The organism is Candidatus Pantoea multigeneris, assembly GCF_011752615.1.
GTDB lineage: Bacteria > Pseudomonadota > Gammaproteobacteria > Enterobacterales > Enterobacteriaceae > Pantoea > Pantoea multigeneris.
The window spans coordinates 777,130-792,814 of the sequence record NZ_VWXF01000001.1; the positions used below are offsets into that span (position 1 = coordinate 777,130).

The 15,685-nt window shown below is 52.9% G+C and carries 15 protein-coding genes; 7 read left to right on the plus strand and 8 right to left on the minus strand.

The window, feature by feature from the left end:
- Positions 1-231: 231 nt before the first annotated feature.
- The 3 genes from galS to folE all read right to left on the minus strand — a co-directional run bounded on the left by galS (position 232) and on the right by folE (position 3,269).
- Complete coding sequence (gene galS, locus F3J40_RS03635; RefSeq protein ID WP_167012622.1) at positions 232-1,272, minus strand: HTH-type transcriptional regulator GalS; 1,041 nt, start codon at positions 1,270-1,272, stop codon at positions 232-234.
- Positions 1,273-1,427: 155 nt separating this feature from the next.
- Positions 1,428-2,570 carry a DUF418 domain-containing protein YeiB gene (yeiB, locus tag F3J40_RS03640; protein ID WP_167012623.1) on the minus strand — a complete coding sequence of 381 codons (1,143 nt, stop codon included), beginning with the start codon at positions 2,568-2,570 and terminating at the stop codon, positions 1,428-1,430.
- 33 nt (positions 2,571-2,603) lie between these two features.
- Positions 2,604-3,269 (minus strand): GTP cyclohydrolase I FolE, encoded by a 666-nt coding sequence (folE, locus tag F3J40_RS03645; protein WP_017349398.1) that lies wholly within the window; start codon positions 3,267-3,269, stop codon positions 2,604-2,606.
- 240 nt (positions 3,270-3,509) lie between these two features.
- On the opposite strand from folE, the gene ptrR reads away from it, so the two are divergent.
- The 3 genes from ptrR (at position 3,510) to fghA (ending at position 6,454) form a co-directional block, all read left to right on the plus strand.
- Complete coding sequence (ptrR, locus tag F3J40_RS03650) at positions 3,510-4,418, plus strand: putrescine utilization regulator PtrR (protein WP_167012624.1); 909 nt, start codon at positions 3,510-3,512, stop codon at positions 4,416-4,418.
- 61 nt (positions 4,419-4,479) lie between these two features.
- Positions 4,480-5,604, plus strand: coding sequence for an S-(hydroxymethyl)glutathione dehydrogenase/class III alcohol dehydrogenase (locus tag F3J40_RS03655; RefSeq protein ID WP_017349400.1), 1,125 nt, complete (start codon positions 4,480-4,482; stop codon positions 5,602-5,604).
- Between the two features lie 10 nt (positions 5,605-5,614).
- Positions 5,615-6,454 carry an S-formylglutathione hydrolase gene (gene fghA, locus F3J40_RS03660; RefSeq protein ID WP_167012625.1) on the plus strand — a complete coding sequence of 280 codons (840 nt, stop codon included), beginning with the start codon at positions 5,615-5,617 and terminating at the stop codon, positions 6,452-6,454.
- A 13-nt stretch (positions 6,455-6,467) separates the two neighbouring features.
- Here the strand turns inward: fghA and F3J40_RS03665 are convergent, their stop codons facing one another.
- The 4 genes from F3J40_RS03665 to yieE all read right to left on the minus strand — a co-directional run bounded on the left by F3J40_RS03665 (position 6,468) and on the right by yieE (position 10,896).
- Complete coding sequence (locus tag F3J40_RS03665) at positions 6,468-7,250, minus strand: ABC transporter ATP-binding protein (RefSeq protein WP_167012626.1); 783 nt, start codon at positions 7,248-7,250, stop codon at positions 6,468-6,470.
- A complete protein-coding gene (locus F3J40_RS03670) occupies positions 7,250-8,323 on the minus strand; it encodes a FecCD family ABC transporter permease (protein ID WP_167012627.1) in 1,074 nt (357 codons plus the stop codon). Before F3J40_RS03670 ends, F3J40_RS03665 begins: the two co-directional genes overlap by 1 nt.
- Positions 8,324-8,448: 125 nt before the next feature.
- Entirely contained in the window at positions 8,449-9,912 is a 1,464-nt protein-coding gene (locus F3J40_RS03675; protein WP_167012628.1) for an amino acid permease, read from the minus strand.
- Positions 9,913-10,029: 117 nt separating this feature from the next.
- A complete protein-coding gene (yieE, locus tag F3J40_RS03680; RefSeq protein WP_167012629.1) occupies positions 10,030-10,896 on the minus strand; it encodes a DNA-binding transcriptional regulator YeiE in 867 nt (288 codons plus the stop codon).
- A 222-nt stretch (positions 10,897-11,118) separates the two neighbouring features.
- Between yieE and nfo the strand changes: the two genes are divergently transcribed.
- Entirely contained in the window at positions 11,119-11,961 is an 843-nt protein-coding gene (nfo, locus tag F3J40_RS03685; protein WP_167012630.1) for a deoxyribonuclease IV, read from the plus strand.
- Between the two features lie 63 nt (positions 11,962-12,024).
- Here the strand turns inward: nfo and ompX are convergent, their stop codons facing one another.
- Positions 12,025-12,537, minus strand: a complete 513-nt coding sequence (gene ompX / locus F3J40_RS03690) for an outer membrane protein OmpX (RefSeq protein WP_167012631.1) — start codon at positions 12,535-12,537, stop codon at positions 12,025-12,027.
- A gap of 385 nt (positions 12,538-12,922) precedes the next feature.
- Between ompX and rhtA the strand changes: the two genes are divergently transcribed.
- The 3 genes from rhtA to glnH all read left to right on the plus strand — a co-directional run bounded on the left by rhtA (position 12,923) and on the right by glnH (position 15,660).
- Complete coding sequence (rhtA, locus tag F3J40_RS03695) at positions 12,923-13,828, plus strand: threonine/homoserine exporter RhtA (RefSeq protein ID WP_167012632.1); 906 nt, start codon at positions 12,923-12,925, stop codon at positions 13,826-13,828.
- Between the two features lie 261 nt (positions 13,829-14,089).
- On the plus strand, positions 14,090-14,593 hold the full coding sequence (gene dps / locus F3J40_RS03700; RefSeq protein WP_167012633.1) for a DNA starvation/stationary phase protection protein Dps: 504 nt from the start codon (positions 14,090-14,092) through the stop codon (positions 14,591-14,593).
- 320 nt (positions 14,594-14,913) lie between these two features.
- Positions 14,914-15,660 (plus strand): glutamine ABC transporter substrate-binding protein GlnH, encoded by a 747-nt coding sequence (gene glnH / locus F3J40_RS03705; RefSeq protein ID WP_167012934.1) that lies wholly within the window; start codon positions 14,914-14,916, stop codon positions 15,658-15,660.
- Positions 15,661-15,685: the final 25 nt, after the last annotated feature.

Genomic DNA, 15,685 nt, shown 5'->3' on the forward strand with positions numbered 1-15,685 from the left:
TTCTGGCACCCGACAGGGTGCGCAGAAACAGCGGTTAAATATTTCATTAAAACCTTCACTGTCCGTGTAACGCTGCATCCTGATATATGTTGTGAACTTTTTCTGCCGACCGGAGAAACTGCCCCAGCGGCCTGGTGTGGCGTTACATAATGTTTCATTCAGTAATGACGCCGCCATCATAGTTGAGCGCAGGGCCAGTTAACTGTGAATACAATCACAGATTGAAAACGGTTACATGGTGCTGTTTGTGGAAATAGTGACGGATGCCACATTTTGTAACGGCGCAACGGAGTGGCGGCGCACCAGGGTGGGCATAAAACAGTGCTGATCGTTGTCATCCAACTCACCTGCCGCACCTTTCAATGCCAGCTCAGTGGCCAGTTTTGCCATAGAAACAATTGGATAGCGCACGGTTGTGAGCTGAGGATCGGTGTAGCGTGACATCGGAATATCATCAAAACCAATGACGGAAACCTGCTGAGGCACCTGAATCCCGTTGTCTTTCAGGGCGGTTAGCGCCCCCGCTGCCATGCCATCATTGTAGGCAAACACGGCCGTTAGCTGTTGATTACGCCCAAGCAGTTCCACCATAGCCGCTTCTCCGCCTTGCATATCGGGCTCCGCGCTGGCTATCCAGCTCTCCGGCGGTTGAATGCCATGTGCGGCAAGCGCCTGGAGCCAGCCACTGCGCCGCTGCTCGGCATCTTCAATATGATGACTGGAACAGAGATAACCAATTCGTCTATGCCCTTGTTGTAACAACATATTTGAGGCAGTGACGGCACCCGCCACGTTATCCAGACACACACAGCGATGGGCAAAGCCCGGCACGATACGGTTAATCAGCACCATACCCGGCACCTGCCGCATAAAGTTTGCCAGCTCTGCGTCTGAAAGCGTTTTCGCATGCACCACCAGCGCATTACAGCGTTGACGTATCAATACCTCGATCGCATGGCGCTCTTTATCTTCCTGATGCCAGGAGTTGCTAATCAGCACATGCTTCTGCACGCGCTGTGCCACGGTATCTACCGCTTTTACCAGCGCGCCAAAGAAAGGATCGGACACATCCATTACCACGACACCAATGGTATCGCTGATCTGGGTTGCCAGTGCCTGGGCATTGGCATTCGGGCGATATCCCAAAGACTCAACGGCTTGCAGCACTGACTCGCGGGTTTCTGGCGTCACTGCGCTACTGTTATTAAGTGCTCGGGACACCGTGGCCACAGAGACGCCAGCCACACGGGCAACATCACGGATTGTTATCATGCAGCTATTCCACAGAGGAAAAAAACGGCTAACGCCGATGAAAGTTTTCGGCGCTATTGTGTCAGCCTGGCAGCAGTAACAGCGTGAATTGCGTCACATCAATGAAAGCGGTTACATCAAACCTGTTCGGTTTGTGACGGCGGTCATCATCTGGATTAAGAAAAGTGTTGTGCGATGCGGTCAGTCAGGCGACGCCACAGCCACTCCATCGGCCCCTGGCGGAAATAACGTAGCCAAAGCAGTGAGAACGTGAGGTTAATCAGCCATACCAGCGGCACAAACAGCAGCAGCTGTGCGCGGCCATAGTGCATGAACTGACCAAAATGATAGAAGAAGGTCGTGCAAATCAACGTTTGCAGTAGATAGTTACTCAGCGCCATACGTCCAACGCATTGCAACGCATAACAGAGACGCCAGCGGGAAATGTGTGGCCAAAAAGCGAAACATAACGCCGCATAGCCGAGGCTGATAAACGGGCTGGCTAAATCCCGTGGCAGCTGTAAATAGAAACCACTCCAGCGGAATGCCCACTGTACCTGCCACTGTAATACAATGCCCGGCAACGCCAGCAGCGCGCCGATACTGAGCATAATTGCGGCGCAGCGCCGATAGTGCGCCAGTGGAAACTCGCCTTTCAGCCAGCCACTGCGTAGCAGGGCCGCGCCCATCAGCATCAGCCCCGCCAACTGCCAGCCATATTGTGACAGCAGCGCCATCAGGCCGTTTGAGAGGTGATCAAGCCGGTTAGTAAAGGCTTCCAGTCCGCCCGCCAGCTTCCAGAAACGCTCATACTCCAGCGTGGCCGGGCCAGGCAACCAGCTTTCACCGGGGTTCGGACTGGAAATGGCACCAAACACCAGCAGCACGCCGCAGCCGATTAAATACAGCAGTACCCCGGTTTTAAATAACGCGCCATTGTCAGGCACATTGCGCAGCATCCGCCAGATCAGCAGGCCAATCAGGCCATAATCCAACAGAATGTCACCTTCCCAGAATAGCAGCCCGTGGATTAAGCCAAACAGCATCAGCAGCACAAGGCGTGCGGTGATCCAGCTGGTGCCTCGCGGCTGTAACAGCGACAGTCCTGCCCCAAACAACAAGGCAAAGAGCGTGAGGAATTTTAGCTGTGCCAGGCCGTCCATCAGCGCCCAGCTCCAGGCATCGACCAGGCTGATACTGCCCGCCCAGGCTGGATTGAGATACGCCGCCGAAGGCAGGCCGAAACCGACGATATTGAGAAGCAGAATGCCAAGAATTGCCAGGCCGCGAATAAAATCGATCGCTTGATAACGCTGCATAGGACGTCCTGTTATGCCAGCCTGGCAAGGCTGTTAGCTGTGGCGCACCGCGCGTAAAAATTCCTGACGGGTGTTTTGGCTAGATTTGAACAAGCCACCGAGCGAGGTGGTGGTGGTCGCGCTGGTGGCATCTTTTACGCCACGCGCTTTGACGCAGTAGTGTACGGCATCCATTGAAACGGCCACGTTGTTGGTGCCAAGCAGGGTCTGAAGTGCAATCAGGACCTGCTGCGTCAGACGCTCCTGAACCTGTGGACGCTGCGCAAAGAATTGCACAATACGGTTGATTTTTGACAAGCCGATCACTTTATCTTTCGGAATGTAAGCTACGGTTGCTTTACCGTCGATAGTGACAAAGTGATGCTCACAGGTACTGGTGAAGGTGATATCACGCACCGTGACCATCTCATCAACCTTCATTTTGTTTTCAATCAAGGTGATTTTTGGGAAGTTGGCGTAATCGAGACCAGAAAAAATCTCATCCACATACATCTTAGCGATGCGGTGTGGCGTCTCCATCAGGCTGTCATCTTCCAGATCAAGATTGAGTAACTGCATGACTTCGGTCAAATGACCGGCGATCAGGCGCTTACGGGTTTCATCATCGATATCACGTGCAGGTGCGCGTAGCGGGGTCTCAAGACCGCGTGCCAGCAGCGTTTCATGCACGAGGGAAGCGGCCTGACTTAAGGTACTCATTGTTTCTTTCTCCGGCTGGGTAGTGCATCCGCCGGATCTTGCCAGCGGGCAATATTTCTGAGGCCGTATTGTGAAGCACTCCGCGCGGGTAATCCAGCAATCAATCTGATTGGGGATGAAAGCTTTTCATTATCGTCACGCTTTATGCCCAGCTTTGCAGCACTTGCCATGATAAAGCATAATGGCTAAACTCACGATTAGTGAATAAATCAACCTTAGTTGCTTACAAAAAGAGAATGTATGGATTTAGTTCAGTTACGTATGTTCTGTGCAGTGGCGGAAAGTGGCTCGCTGGCGCGTGCGGCGGAGCAACTGCACCGGGTTCCGTCAAACCTGACGACTCGCCTACGCCAGCTAGAAGAGGAGTTGGGGGTTGACCTGTTTATCCGGGAAAAACAGCGTCTGCGCCTGTCACCCATGGGTCACAACTTTCTCTGCTATGCCCAGCGCATTCTGGCACTGAGTGATGAAGCGCTTAGCATTAGCCGAGCTGGCGAGCCAGCGGGAAACTTTGCGCTGGGGTCGATGGAAAGTACTGCGGCCACACGCCTGCCACGCCTGCTAGCGGCTTATCATCAGCGCTATCCGCAGGTGTCACTCTCGTTGATCACTAATACTTCCGGTGAAATTATCGACAAAGTGCGCGAAGGCACACTGGCTGCCGCGCTGGTGGATGGCCCGGCCCCCTATGAAGATTTAAACGGCTGCATCGCTTTTCGCGAACAGCTGGTACTGATCAGCAGCCTCGAACATGTTCCCATTGAGAGTGCGGTGGATGTGCAACATGACACGCTGTTTGCTTTTCGTAACAGCTGCTCCTACCGCACCAAAACAGAGGCCTGGTACCGCGATAGCAATATTGCCCCCCATAGCGTGATGGAAATTCAGTCCTATCACGCTATGTTGGCCTGCGTAGCGGGTGGCGCAGGCGTCGCGGTGATCCCCGCTTCCGTACTGGGGCAGATGGGAGAACGCGCCCGTGTTCAGAGCCACACCCTGCCCGATGCCTACCAGAATACCGCCACCTGGTTAATGTGGCGACGTGATGCCTTTACCCCCAATGTAGAGGCGCTGAAATACCTGATTATTGACATGTTTGATGACCGGCCGCAGAACGATGAGCTGCGCTTTCCGGTCTCTTCAACCTGAACCACACGATTATTCACGACCATCTAGGCGCGATGCGCTGATTACTGACAAGAGGGATTGTATGAACATGATCAAAACCCGTGCTGCCGTTGCCTGGGCCGCTGGTGAGCCACTGAAAATTGAAGAAGTTGATTTGATGCCACCACAAAAAGGTGAAGTGCTGGTGCGCATCGTGGCGACAGGCGTATGCCATACCGATGCTTATACCTTGTCCGGTAGCGATCCTGAAGGGGTGTTCCCAGCGATTCTGGGCCATGAGGGCGGCGGGATTGTTGAAGCAGTGGGTGAAGGCGTGACGAGCGTGGAAGTTGGCGATCACGTCATTCCACTGTACACGCCAGAGTGCGGCAAATGTAAATTCTGTCTGTCTGGTAAAACCAACCTGTGTCAGGCCATCCGCACCACCCAGGGCAAAGGCCTGATGCCCGATGGCACCACCCGCTTCTTTAAAGACGGCAAGCCTATCTTCCACTACATGGGCACCTCTACCTTCTCTGAATACACGGTAGTGCCGGAAATTTCCCTGGCAAAAATCAGTAAAGAAGCCCCGCTGGAAGAAGTGTGCCTGTTAGGGTGTGGCGTCACCACCGGTATGGGTGCCGTAATGAACACCGCAAAAGTTAAGGAAGGGGATACTGTCGCCATCTTTGGTCTGGGTGGCATTGGCCTGTCGGCGATCATCGGTGCGAAAATGGCGAAAGCAGGCCGCATCATCGGTATCGATATTAACACCAGCAAATTTGAACTGGCCCGCAAACTGGGTGCCACCGACCTGATCAACCCGAAAGACTATGAAAAACCGATCCAGGACGTGATTGTTGAACTGACCGACGGCGGCGTGGACTACTCGTTTGAGTGCATCGGCAACGTTAACGTGATGCGTTCAGCGCTGGAGTGCTGCCACAAAGGTTGGGGCGAATCTGTGATTATCGGGGTTGCCGGTGCAGGTCAGGAGATCTCAACCCGTCCATTCCAACTGGTGACTGGCCGCGTATGGCGTGGTTCTGCATTCGGCGGCGTGAAAGGCCGTAGCCAACTGCCGGGTATTGTGCAGGATTACCTCGACGGTAAATTCGCGCTGAACGATTTCATCACCCACAATCTGCCACTGGAAGAGATCAACGATGCATTTGATTTGATGCACGAAGGCAAATCTATCCGTACCGTGATCCACTTCGACAAGTAACGGAGGCCGTATGACATCCAGAATGGAACTGCTGGAGGAACATCGCAGCTTTGGCGGCTGGCAGCAGCGCTGGCGGCATCAATCGACAGTCCTGAACTGTCCGATGACCTTCAGCATCTTTTTGCCAACGCAGGGTGATACTGCGCCCCCTGTGGTGTGGTTCCTCGCCGGGTTAACCTGCACCGATGAGAACTTTACCACCAAAGCCGGTGCACAACGCGTGGCTGACGAACTGGGTCTGGTGCTGGTGATGCCGGATACCAGCCCACGCGGTGATGATGTCGCAAACGATGCGGGCTACGACCTCGGTCAGGGGGCGGGTTTCTATCTTAACGCGACCCAGGCTCCGTGGTCAGCACACTATCGGATGTTCGACTACCTCGCTCATGAACTGCCTGCATTGATTGCCAGCGAGTTTAAAGTCAGCGATCGCCAGTCGGTTATGGGTCATTCCATGGGCGGTCACGGTGCTTTGGTCCTGGCGCTGCGTCAGGCTGGCCGCTTTGCGTCCGCTTCGGCATTCGCGCCAATTGTGAACCCCTGCAACGTCCCCTGGGGCCAGAAAGCCTTTAACGCCTATCTGGGTGCTGATAAGACCCAATGGCGCGAGTGGGATAGCTGCGAACTGCTGCGTGATGCCGGACATCAGTTGCCGATCCTGATCGATCAGGGCGACAGCGATCAGTTCCTCGCCGATCAGCTTCAGCCGGAGCAACTGGATCGCGTCGCGCAGGAGATCGGTTTCCCGCTCACCCTGCGCATTCAGCCTGGCTACGATCACAGCTACTACTTCATCGCCAGCTTTGTGGAAGATCACCTGCGCTTCCACGCACGTCACCTGCTGGTGTAGTCTCTCAGCGCCCCTACAGCAGGGGCGCTGCCACCAGCCCATCGATCATCACCTGCGCCATGCCCTGGGAACAGCACTCAATACGCCCCTGAACGCCATACACTTCTGCCAGAGTCTGCGGTGTGATCACGTCTACCGGTGCGCCATCGGCGACTTTCTTTCCCTCTTTCAGCATCAACGCATGGTCGGCATGGCGCAAGGCGATATTAATGTCATGCACCACCACCACCGTAACGATGTTGCGTAACGCCGTTTCCCGCCGTACCAGATCCATCACGTGGAACTGATAGTTAAGATCCAACGCACTCAGAGGTTCATCAAGCAGTAACAGCTCAGGGCGGCGGATCAGCGACTGGGCCAGGCCCACTAACTGCTTCTGACCGCCCGAAAGTTGATCAAGATAGTGCATCGCCAGATGAGCAATCCCTAACTGGCGCAACAGGTGCATCACATCTTCTTCCGAGGTGGTTTCACCACCAGAAGCACGCTGCGCGACAATTACCGATTCCAGCACATGCAGGTGAACCCCTGCAGGCAGTGTCTGCGGCAAATAGACCACCCGCTGGGCCCGACGCGTAAACGGCTGTGACATCAACTCATCACCATTTAGCCACAGCTCGCCAGTGCCCTTGCCTAGCCCGGCCATCGCGCGTAATAACGTCGATTTCCCACAGCCGTTTGGCCCTAACAGCACGGTGATTTTACCGCGAGGCAGTGCAGGCACATCCAGCTTATCAATCACCTGACGACGCGGATATCCCGCCGAAAACTGCTGTAAACGTAATCCCTCACCCATTACACATTCCCCCGGTGACGCAAAATAATCGACAGGAAGAAAGGCACGCCGACCAACGAAGTGACGATCCCCACCGGAATAATAACGCCCGGAATCAGGTTCTTAGAGGCGACAGAAGCCAGTGACAGTACCAGCCCGCCTATCAATGCGCTGGCTGGCAGATAAAAGCGGTGATCCTCGCCAAACAACATGCGCGCGATGTGCGGTGCCACCAGGCCAATAAAGCCGATTGGCCCCACAAACGCCACGGCCAGCGCCGAAAGAATACTAATACGCAGCAGCGTAGTGAGACGCAGACGGCGAACATCAATACCAAAACTAATGGCACGATCTTCCCCTAAACGCAGCGCCGTGAGTTTCCAGCTGCTGCGAAGCGAAAGCGGTAACAGGACAATAAATACACCGAACAGAATCCCCAGCTTGTCCCAGGAAGCACGAGACAGGCTGCCCATGGTCCAGAACACCAGTCCCTGAAGCGTATCTTCACTGGCGATAAACTGCATCATCGACACCAGCGCGTTAAAGGTAAACACCAACGCGATACCGAAGAGCACCACCCCGGAACTGGCGACGCGCGTCCAGCGCGTAATGCCATCCAGTAACAGTGCGGCAAGCAGTGCGAAAATAAACGCGTTAGCGGAGATAAACCACGAATCCGGGATCCCCGGAATACCGATACCTAACACGATTGCCAGCGCCGCGCCAAACGCCGCCGCAGAAGAGACGCCCAGGGTAAAGGGGCTGGCAAGTGGGTTATTCAGGATGGTTTGCATCTCTGCACCCGCCAAACCAAGAGCAAATCCCACCACTACCGCCATTAACGCGTAAGGCAAACGGATATCCCAGACGATCACTCGCGTACCCGCATCCGCAACCGCCGGATGGACCAGCGCCTGCCACAAGGTAGAAAGGGATAGCCCAGCTGGGCCCAGCGTAAAATCAAGTATTAGCGAAGCGAGGATAAACAGCGCCAACACGCCAATAATCAGCAGGCGTTTGCGCAGCACCTGGTGGTAGCGGCCCAGCGCATCCTGTTGACGGGGAGGCGCTGAGGTAGAATCGGTAAAGCTCATGATCGGTCCTGTTATCACGAAATCTGGCCAAAAAAGCAACGTCTAAAAAGAATGATAACAATTATCAGTTAAACCGGAAGGATACGATGTGCTGACGCAGTAAAAAACTGCGCCAGCCAGAGACGTTACTGCTTGTTATCAAACGTCATTTCACTGTATTTGACCATACGGGTACCGCGAGTCAGCTTGTAGCCCAGCCAGATGATCAGGAACAGCGGGATACCAATGTAAGTTGCTGCAACACCATACCAGTCAATACGATCGGCAAGGAACGCCTGATAGTTCTGGCCCAGCGTAATAATCAGGCACAGAACAAAGGCGAAAATCGGCCCCAGCGGGAAGAAGCCCGAACGGTATGGCAGCGCGGCCAGGTCATTCCCCTGTGCTACATAACCACGACGGAAGCGGTAATGGCTGATGGCAATGCCCAACCAGGCAATAAAGCCGGTCATCCCTGAGGTATTCAGCAGCCACAGGTAAACTTCCTGGTTGCCAAATTTAGAGGTCAGGAAGCAGAGCCCGGCCACCACGGTGGTTGCATACAGCGCATTGCGTGGCACGCCGCCTTTGGAGAGTTTGGCGAAAATTTTCGGCGCTTTGCCATCACAAGCCAGGGTGTACAGCATACGCGTTGACGCATACATGCCGGAGTTCCCTGCTGAGAGCACGGCAGTCAGAATCACCGCGTTCATCACCGCCGCCGCAGAAAGCAGACCTGCATGCTGGAAGACCAGCGTAAACGGACTGACGCCGATATCGGTTACATCGTTGCGCAGCAGTTTGGGATCGGTGTATGGCAGAATCAGGCTGATCACCAGAATCGCAAACACATAGAACAGCAGAATACGCCAGAATACCTGACGCACGGCGCGTGGAATATTCTTCGCCGGATCTTCTGATTCGCCTGCGGCAATACCAATAAGTTCAGTGCCCTGGAAAGAGAACCCGACGATCATCGCTACGCCAATCATCGCCGCAAAACCACCGGCAAACGGCGCATCGCCAACCTGCCAGTTATGCCAGCCAGCCGTTTCGCCGCCGCGCATAATGCCAGCAATCATCAGCACGCCTACCACAATAAAGATCACGACGGTAACGACTTTGATTAATGAGAACCAGTATTCGGCCTCGCCAAATCCCTTCACCGAGATGTAATTGAGCAGGAACATCAGACCGAGGAACAGCGCACTCCAGATCCAGCCGGGGGTGTCCGGGAACCAGTAATTCATGACCAGTTGCGACGCGACAAGGTCGACGGCAATGGTCACCGCCCAGTTGTACCAATAGTTCCACCCCAGGGCAAAACCAAAGCCCTCTTCAACATAGCGGGAACCGTAAGTCGCAAAAGAACCAGAAACCGGCATAAAAGCGGCAAGTTCGCCGAGGCTGGTCATCAGGAAGTAGACCATTAAGCCAATCAGCGCATAGGAGAGCAGTGCCCCACCGGGTCCTGCCTGAGAAATGGTGGCGCCAGATGCCACAAACAGCCCAGTACCGATTGAGCCGCCGATGGCAATCATCGTCAGATGACGTGCCTTGAGTTCGCGCTTAAGCGCAGGTTGTTGTGTTGTATTTGAGTCATTATGCATGTGGAAACGCTACGCGGGATAAAAATAAGGCGCGATTGTAACAGCTTGCACTGCGCTGTATAGCGGCAGTGCAGAGGTTATTAGTTTCGTTCATGATCGCAGGGCGATCATTAGCGGTTACTCGCTACAATAAGAGAGGAAACGATTGATTGCCTTAGAAAGATGCTTCTGGCGATGGCGAATGCGATACAGCGTTCGCGCCAGCGGCGGCAGCGGAATATCCAGCGCGACCAGGGTTCCGGCTTCGAGTAAATCCTCAATCACCCGGCGCGACAGACAGCTAATCCCCATGCCATGACGCACCGCATGCTTGATCGCCTCTGAATTGCCTAGCTCCATACCGAGTTGAAACGCAGGCAAGTGCTTGAGCAGCAGAAAATCGACGATTTCCCGCGTACCCGATCCCCGTTCACGCAGGATCCACGGCGCTTCAGCCAGACTCTCCAGGGTAATGGGAGACTGCAAGATAGCCGCATCTGGCGCGGCGAAGACCACTAAGTCATCCTCCAGCCACGGCTCACTGATCAGTTCTGGCACATGGCATGGCCCTTCGATCAGACCTAAGTCCACCCGAAAGTCGACCACCGCGTTAATCACGTCCTGGCTGTTGCCAACACTCAGTTCCAGCGGCAGCGTCGGGAAGTCCCGGCGATAGCTGGCGATCATCCCTGGCAACATATAGTTGCCGATGGTACTACTGGCATAGATGCGGATGGCACCGTTGTCTTCTTTAAACAGCTGTTCGATTTCGCTGGTCTGCTCTAACAGCGCAATGGCGCGCGGATAAAGTAAACGGCCATGCTCGTTTAACACTAACCGCTTACCTACCCGATCAAACAACTGCACCCCAAGCTGGTTTTCCAAATCCGCCAGTGCAGCGCTCACGGCAGACTGCGACAGCGACAAAACCTGCGAGGCCTGGGTGGTTGATCCGCTTTTCAGGACTTCGGTAAAGACTTCTATCTGACGCAGCGTAATGTGCATGCGTACTCCTCACAATGCAAAGCGGCCGTAGGTGCCGCAATCAAGCAATTATAGTGGTTGATTATCAATAAATAATCATTTTTAGTATTAATGGCGCGTATTTTGCGGCTTTGAGCATACTATGACTGCACCATACTGCCCAGGCTTGCGCAGTCGTTTCTTCGACGGGCATCAGGTATCATGCACCGTTTGTACCAGTGCAACGCCTGACAGGAGATTGGCATGAAATATATTGGCGCGCACGTTAGCGCAGCAGGAGGCGTGGATCAGGCCGTTATTCGCGCACACGAACTTGAAGCCACGGCTTTTGCCCTGTTTACCAAGAACCAGCGCCAGTGGCGTGCAGCACCGCTATCGGAAAGTGTGATTAGCGCCTTTAAAGCCGCCTGCGAGAAATATCACTACGGCCCGCAGCAGATCCTTCCGCATGACAGCTACCTGATTAACCTCGGCCATCCCGTACAAGAAGCACTGGAAAAATCCCGTGAAGCGTTTATTGATGAACTCAACCGGGCCAGCCAGTTGGGCCTGACGCTGCTTAACTTCCACCCCGGTAGCCACCTCCAGCAAATTGATGAACTGGCATGTCTGAAACGCATTGCGGAATCTATCAATATTGCGCTGGATAAGACCGAAGGGGTGACGGCGGTGATTGAGAACACCGCGGGCCAGGGCAGCAACCTGGGTTTTCGCTTTGAGCAGTTAGCGACTATCATTGAACACGTTGAAGATAAAACCCGCGTGGGTGTCTGTATTGATACCTGCCATGCCTTTGCCGGCGGCTACGATCTGCGTACCGAAGAGGCTTGTGTGGCCACGTTCCGTGAATTTGAACAGACGGTGGGCTTTAACTACCTGCGTGGCATGCACCTGAATGATGCAAAAAGCGCTCTGGGTAGCCGTGTTGACCGCCACCACAGTCTGGGGGAAGGCAATATTGGCAAAACGGTGTTTAGCTGGCTAATGAAAGATGCGCGTTTTGATGGCATTCCAATGATTCTGGAGACCATTAATCCGGATATCTGGAAAGATGAGATTGCGTGGCTAAAGGCTGAGCAGAAATAATCGTCGCCAGTAACAAAAAAGGCCCATGCGATGCATGAGCCTTTTCGTTACTACAGCGCTAAATTAGAAGCTGTAGCCTACACCCACGATCCAGGTGCCGATATCGGTATTTTTCAGGCGGCTCTGCTCATAGCCTGCATCGATAGCGATATCCTGGATTGGGTTGAACTGCAGACCCGCACCGTATACGAAGCCCCAGCGGTCATTCTGGTTGTCGTTACGTGGAACGTTGCTGTTGAATTTACGGGTGCCGTAACCCACACCAACTACACCGTAGATGCTTGCCCAGTCATTCAGACGCAGAGCTGGACCACCGCTCAGGCTGTAGAAGTTGGCTTTGTTGTAGTAACCATCAATGGTGTTGTTTTTTGTGGTGTAGGTGAAGGAGCCGATCCAACCCAGTGGGTCGGTACCGTCTTCCCAGCGATACTTCAGGTTGACACCGTTAGCTTTGTTAGCCACGCCCTGGAAGTCGCTCTGCGCGTAGCCGACAGACACTGTGCTCTGTGCCATTGCGGAACCTGCAGAAACAGCCAGAACACAAGCCAGTGCTGAAAGACATGCAATTTTTTTCATAACCACCTCAAATGTGATAATACTTTCTCCTGACAACTCTAAAAATATAACAAAGAACAGAAAGAAACTCTGCTCGAATTTTGTTGTCTAACGAATTGTTTGGTGTAACAGAACGTTAATGAAACAAGCTATCCAATTGAAATTATTGATAAAAATACTCAAAAAACCACTATTAAATTAGTTCACATCTTTTTTGCCTTTAAGTTTTATCCTAAAAAATGCCTGACAATTCTTTACAGAAACAGTGTAAAAAAGCTTACTTATTGCCCTTCTGTAGATTGTTTTTTTTTAATTTTCGTCTACGCATTTTTACTCAGCGCTCCTGAGTTACACTTACCTGTGTCTATCTCTGACGGAACATACAAACTAAAAAAGGCTATAAAGGATGTCTCCAGCATTAAAAAGTAAAAACCTCGCCTCTGCCTTGTTACCTGTTGCAATACTGCTGATCTCCATGGTTTCCCTACAGGGTGGTGCGGCACTGGCAAAATCCCTGTTTCCACAAGTTGGCGCGACCGGTGTCACCGCATTGCGTCTTGGCTTCGGCACGATCATGTTATGCCTGATCTTTAAACCCTGGCGGCTGAAATTTAGCGCCGGACAGCGTCGTCCGCTGATCTATTATGGCCTGGCGCTTGGCTGCATGAATTTTCTTTTCTATTTATCGCTACGCACCTTGCCGCTTGGCGTCGCCGTGGGACTGGAATTCCTCGGCCCACTGACCTTAGCCCTGGCAGGATCGCGGCGCGCGCTGGATTTCCTCTGGGTAGCACTCGCGGTGGCTGGCCTGGCGTTCCTGCTTCCTTTTGGTGCAAATATGCAACATATTGATCCACTGGGTGCGGTATTTGCCATTGGTGCCGGCGCGTGTTGGGCGGTATATATTCTGGCTGGGCAACGTGCAGGCAGCAGCCATGGTCCAGCAACCGTGGCAATGGGGTCATTGATTGGTTCGATTATCTTCGTCCCCCTCGGGCTGACCTTCGCCAGTGAGGGAATTTGGCACTGGAATGTGGTTCCACTGGCGCTGATTGTGGCAATTCTCTCCTCAGCCCTGCCCTACTCGCTGGAAATGGTGGCACTGACGCGCCTGCCAGCACGCATTTTCGGTACGCTGATGAGCCTGGAACCTGCGGTAGCGGCACTTTCCGGGATTATGTTTTTAGGGGAAACGCTAAACACACAACAGGCGCTGGCCATTATCGCGATTATTTTCGCCTCTGCTGGCTCCACACTCACCATGCGCCCCAAAAAGAGTCAGGTCAGTCCGATCAAGCTCGAAAGCCAATAATAAATCGGCGCAGCGTAATGGCACGCCTTAACTTGTCATTACGCTGCCATGTTTGGCGTTTAATATAAAATCCCCCACTGCGAACATGAATAAGAACGATTATCAAAACACGTTACCTGTTTTTCTAAAATAACCCCCTACTGCTTTGTTAAGTTATCTCTATTTCAGCTATCGCTCATACCGGGAAGGCAGAATCAGCACCCGCTGCTATACTTAGTTTCGTTGTTAATTAGGCACACCATCATCGAGAGGATTGAACTGATGAGTACCGCAAAACTGGTAAAAACTAAAAATGCAGAGCTGATCTACACCCGCAACGATGTGTCGGATGCAGACAAAAAAGCCACTATCGACGTGCTGAATCGCCTGGTTGTCGCCTTTATTGATCTTTCTCTGATCACCAAGCAGGCCCACTGGAACATGCGTGGCGCTAACTTCATCGGCGTGCATGAAATGCTGGATGGCTTCCGTGCAGCCATCGCTGATCACCAGGACACCATCGCTGAACGCGCAGTGCAGTTAGGGGGCATCGCCCTTGGTACCACTCAGGTGGTCAACGACAAGACTCCACTGAAAAGCTACCCGTTAAATATTCACAGCGTGCAGGATCACCTTAAAGCACTGGCTGACCGTTATGCGATTGTGGCAAACGCCACCCGTAAAGCGATTAGTGAAGTTACTGATGAAGATACCGCTGATATTTTCACGGCGGCTTCTCGTGACCTGGATAAATTCCTGTGGTTCATCGAAGCGAATATTGAATAATTTCATTGCTAATAATAAGGCGGGTTATCCCGCCTTTTTTGTACCCGCTGCAAATAACAAAACATTTTTTTGACTTTGTTAACATTTCTTTTTCTTTTATCTTCACAGTGGAAAGAAGTCGTGCACACTGTGCTCGCACCAAAATAGCACTACGCACCAAAATGGGGCACCAAATTAGTGCTCTTACGGGTGGCGTAGGAGAATCGTGTCAGCATGCGACCATAACGTACTGATATGATTATAATAGCTGGAGTTGGCACGCTTATTGCTTACGAAAACCAGACCACCCGGGTTGCACCCGGCCCTGATAAGGAAAAATGATGAAGTCTTTGATGAAAGTTTCTGTGGCAGCGCTGGCGCTGGCCTTCTCACTCTCTTCCACCGCAGCAGATAAAAAACTGGTCGTCGCTACTGATACCGCCTTTGTTCCGTTTGAATTCAAACAGGGCAATGACTATGTCGGTTTCGACGTTGATTTATGGGCCGCTATCGCTAAAGAGCTGAAGCTGGACTACACCCTGAAGCCAATGGACTTCAGCGGCATTATTCCTGCTCTGCAAACCAAGAACGTAGATGTTGCACTGGCGGGTATCACCATCACCCCTGAGCGCGAGAAAGCCATCGACTTCTCTGACGGCTACTATAAAAGTGGTCTGTTAGTCATGGTGCGTAACAACGAGAATGACATCAAAGGAATTGATGACCTGAACGGCAAAGTCGTGGCTGTGAAGAGCGGCACCGGTTCGGTTGATTATGCGAAAGCGCATATCAAAACCAAAGATCTGCGCCAGTTCCCAAATATCGACAATGCTTACATGGAACTCGGCACCAATCGTGCAGACGCCGTGCTGCATGACACGCCAAACATCCTGTACTTCATCCACACCGCTGGTAAAGGCCGCTTCAAAGCAGTAGGCAGCTCTATCGAAGCGCAAGATTACGGTATCGCATTCCCGAAAGGCAGCGACGACCTGCGTAACAAAGTAAACGGCGCGCTGAAGACATTGAAAGACAACGGCACTTATAACGCTATCTACAAAAAATGGTTCGGGACAGAGCCTAAGTAAGCGTGATTTTGACTAAAATTTAGGC

Bases quoted from the DNA above. Each gene is read 5' to 3' on its own strand.
- dps (WP_167012633.1), top strand. From the start codon at position 14,090: ATGAGTACCGCAAAACTGGTAAAAACTAAAAATGCAGAGCTGATCTAC.
- folE (WP_017349398.1), bottom strand. From the start codon at position 3,269: ATGAGTACCTTAAGTCAGGCCGCTTCCCTCGTGCATGAAACGCTGCTG.
- fghA (WP_167012625.1), top strand. From the start codon at position 5,615: ATGACATCCAGAATGGAACTGCTGGAGGAACATCGCAGCTTTGGCGGC.
- galS (WP_167012622.1), bottom strand. From the start codon at position 1,272: ATGATAACAATCCGTGATGTTGCCCGTGTGGCTGGCGTCTCTGTGGCC.
- rhtA (WP_167012632.1), top strand. From the start codon at position 12,923: ATGTCTCCAGCATTAAAAAGTAAAAACCTCGCCTCTGCCTTGTTACCT.
- glnH (WP_167012934.1), top strand. From the start codon at position 14,914: ATGAAGTCTTTGATGAAAGTTTCTGTGGCAGCGCTGGCGCTGGCCTTC.
- F3J40_RS03675 (WP_167012628.1), bottom strand. From the start codon at position 9,912: ATGCATAATGACTCAAATACAACACAACAACCTGCGCTTAAGCGCGAA.
- ptrR (WP_167012624.1), top strand. From the start codon at position 3,510: ATGGATTTAGTTCAGTTACGTATGTTCTGTGCAGTGGCGGAAAGTGGC.
- yeiB (WP_167012623.1), bottom strand. From the start codon at position 2,570: ATGCAGCGTTATCAAGCGATCGATTTTATTCGCGGCCTGGCAATTCTT.
- F3J40_RS03655 (WP_017349400.1), top strand. From the start codon at position 4,480: ATGAACATGATCAAAACCCGTGCTGCCGTTGCCTGGGCCGCTGGTGAG.
- ompX (WP_167012631.1), bottom strand. From the start codon at position 12,537: ATGAAAAAAATTGCATGTCTTTCAGCACTGGCTTGTGTTCTGGCTGTT.
- nfo (WP_167012630.1), top strand. From the start codon at position 11,119: ATGAAATATATTGGCGCGCACGTTAGCGCAGCAGGAGGCGTGGATCAG.
- F3J40_RS03670 (WP_167012627.1), bottom strand. From the start codon at position 8,323: ATGAGCTTTACCGATTCTACCTCAGCGCCTCCCCGTCAACAGGATGCG.
- yieE (WP_167012629.1), bottom strand. From the start codon at position 10,896: ATGCACATTACGCTGCGTCAGATAGAAGTCTTTACCGAAGTCCTGAAA.
- F3J40_RS03665 (WP_167012626.1), bottom strand. From the start codon at position 7,250: ATGGGTGAGGGATTACGTTTACAGCAGTTTTCGGCGGGATATCCGCGT.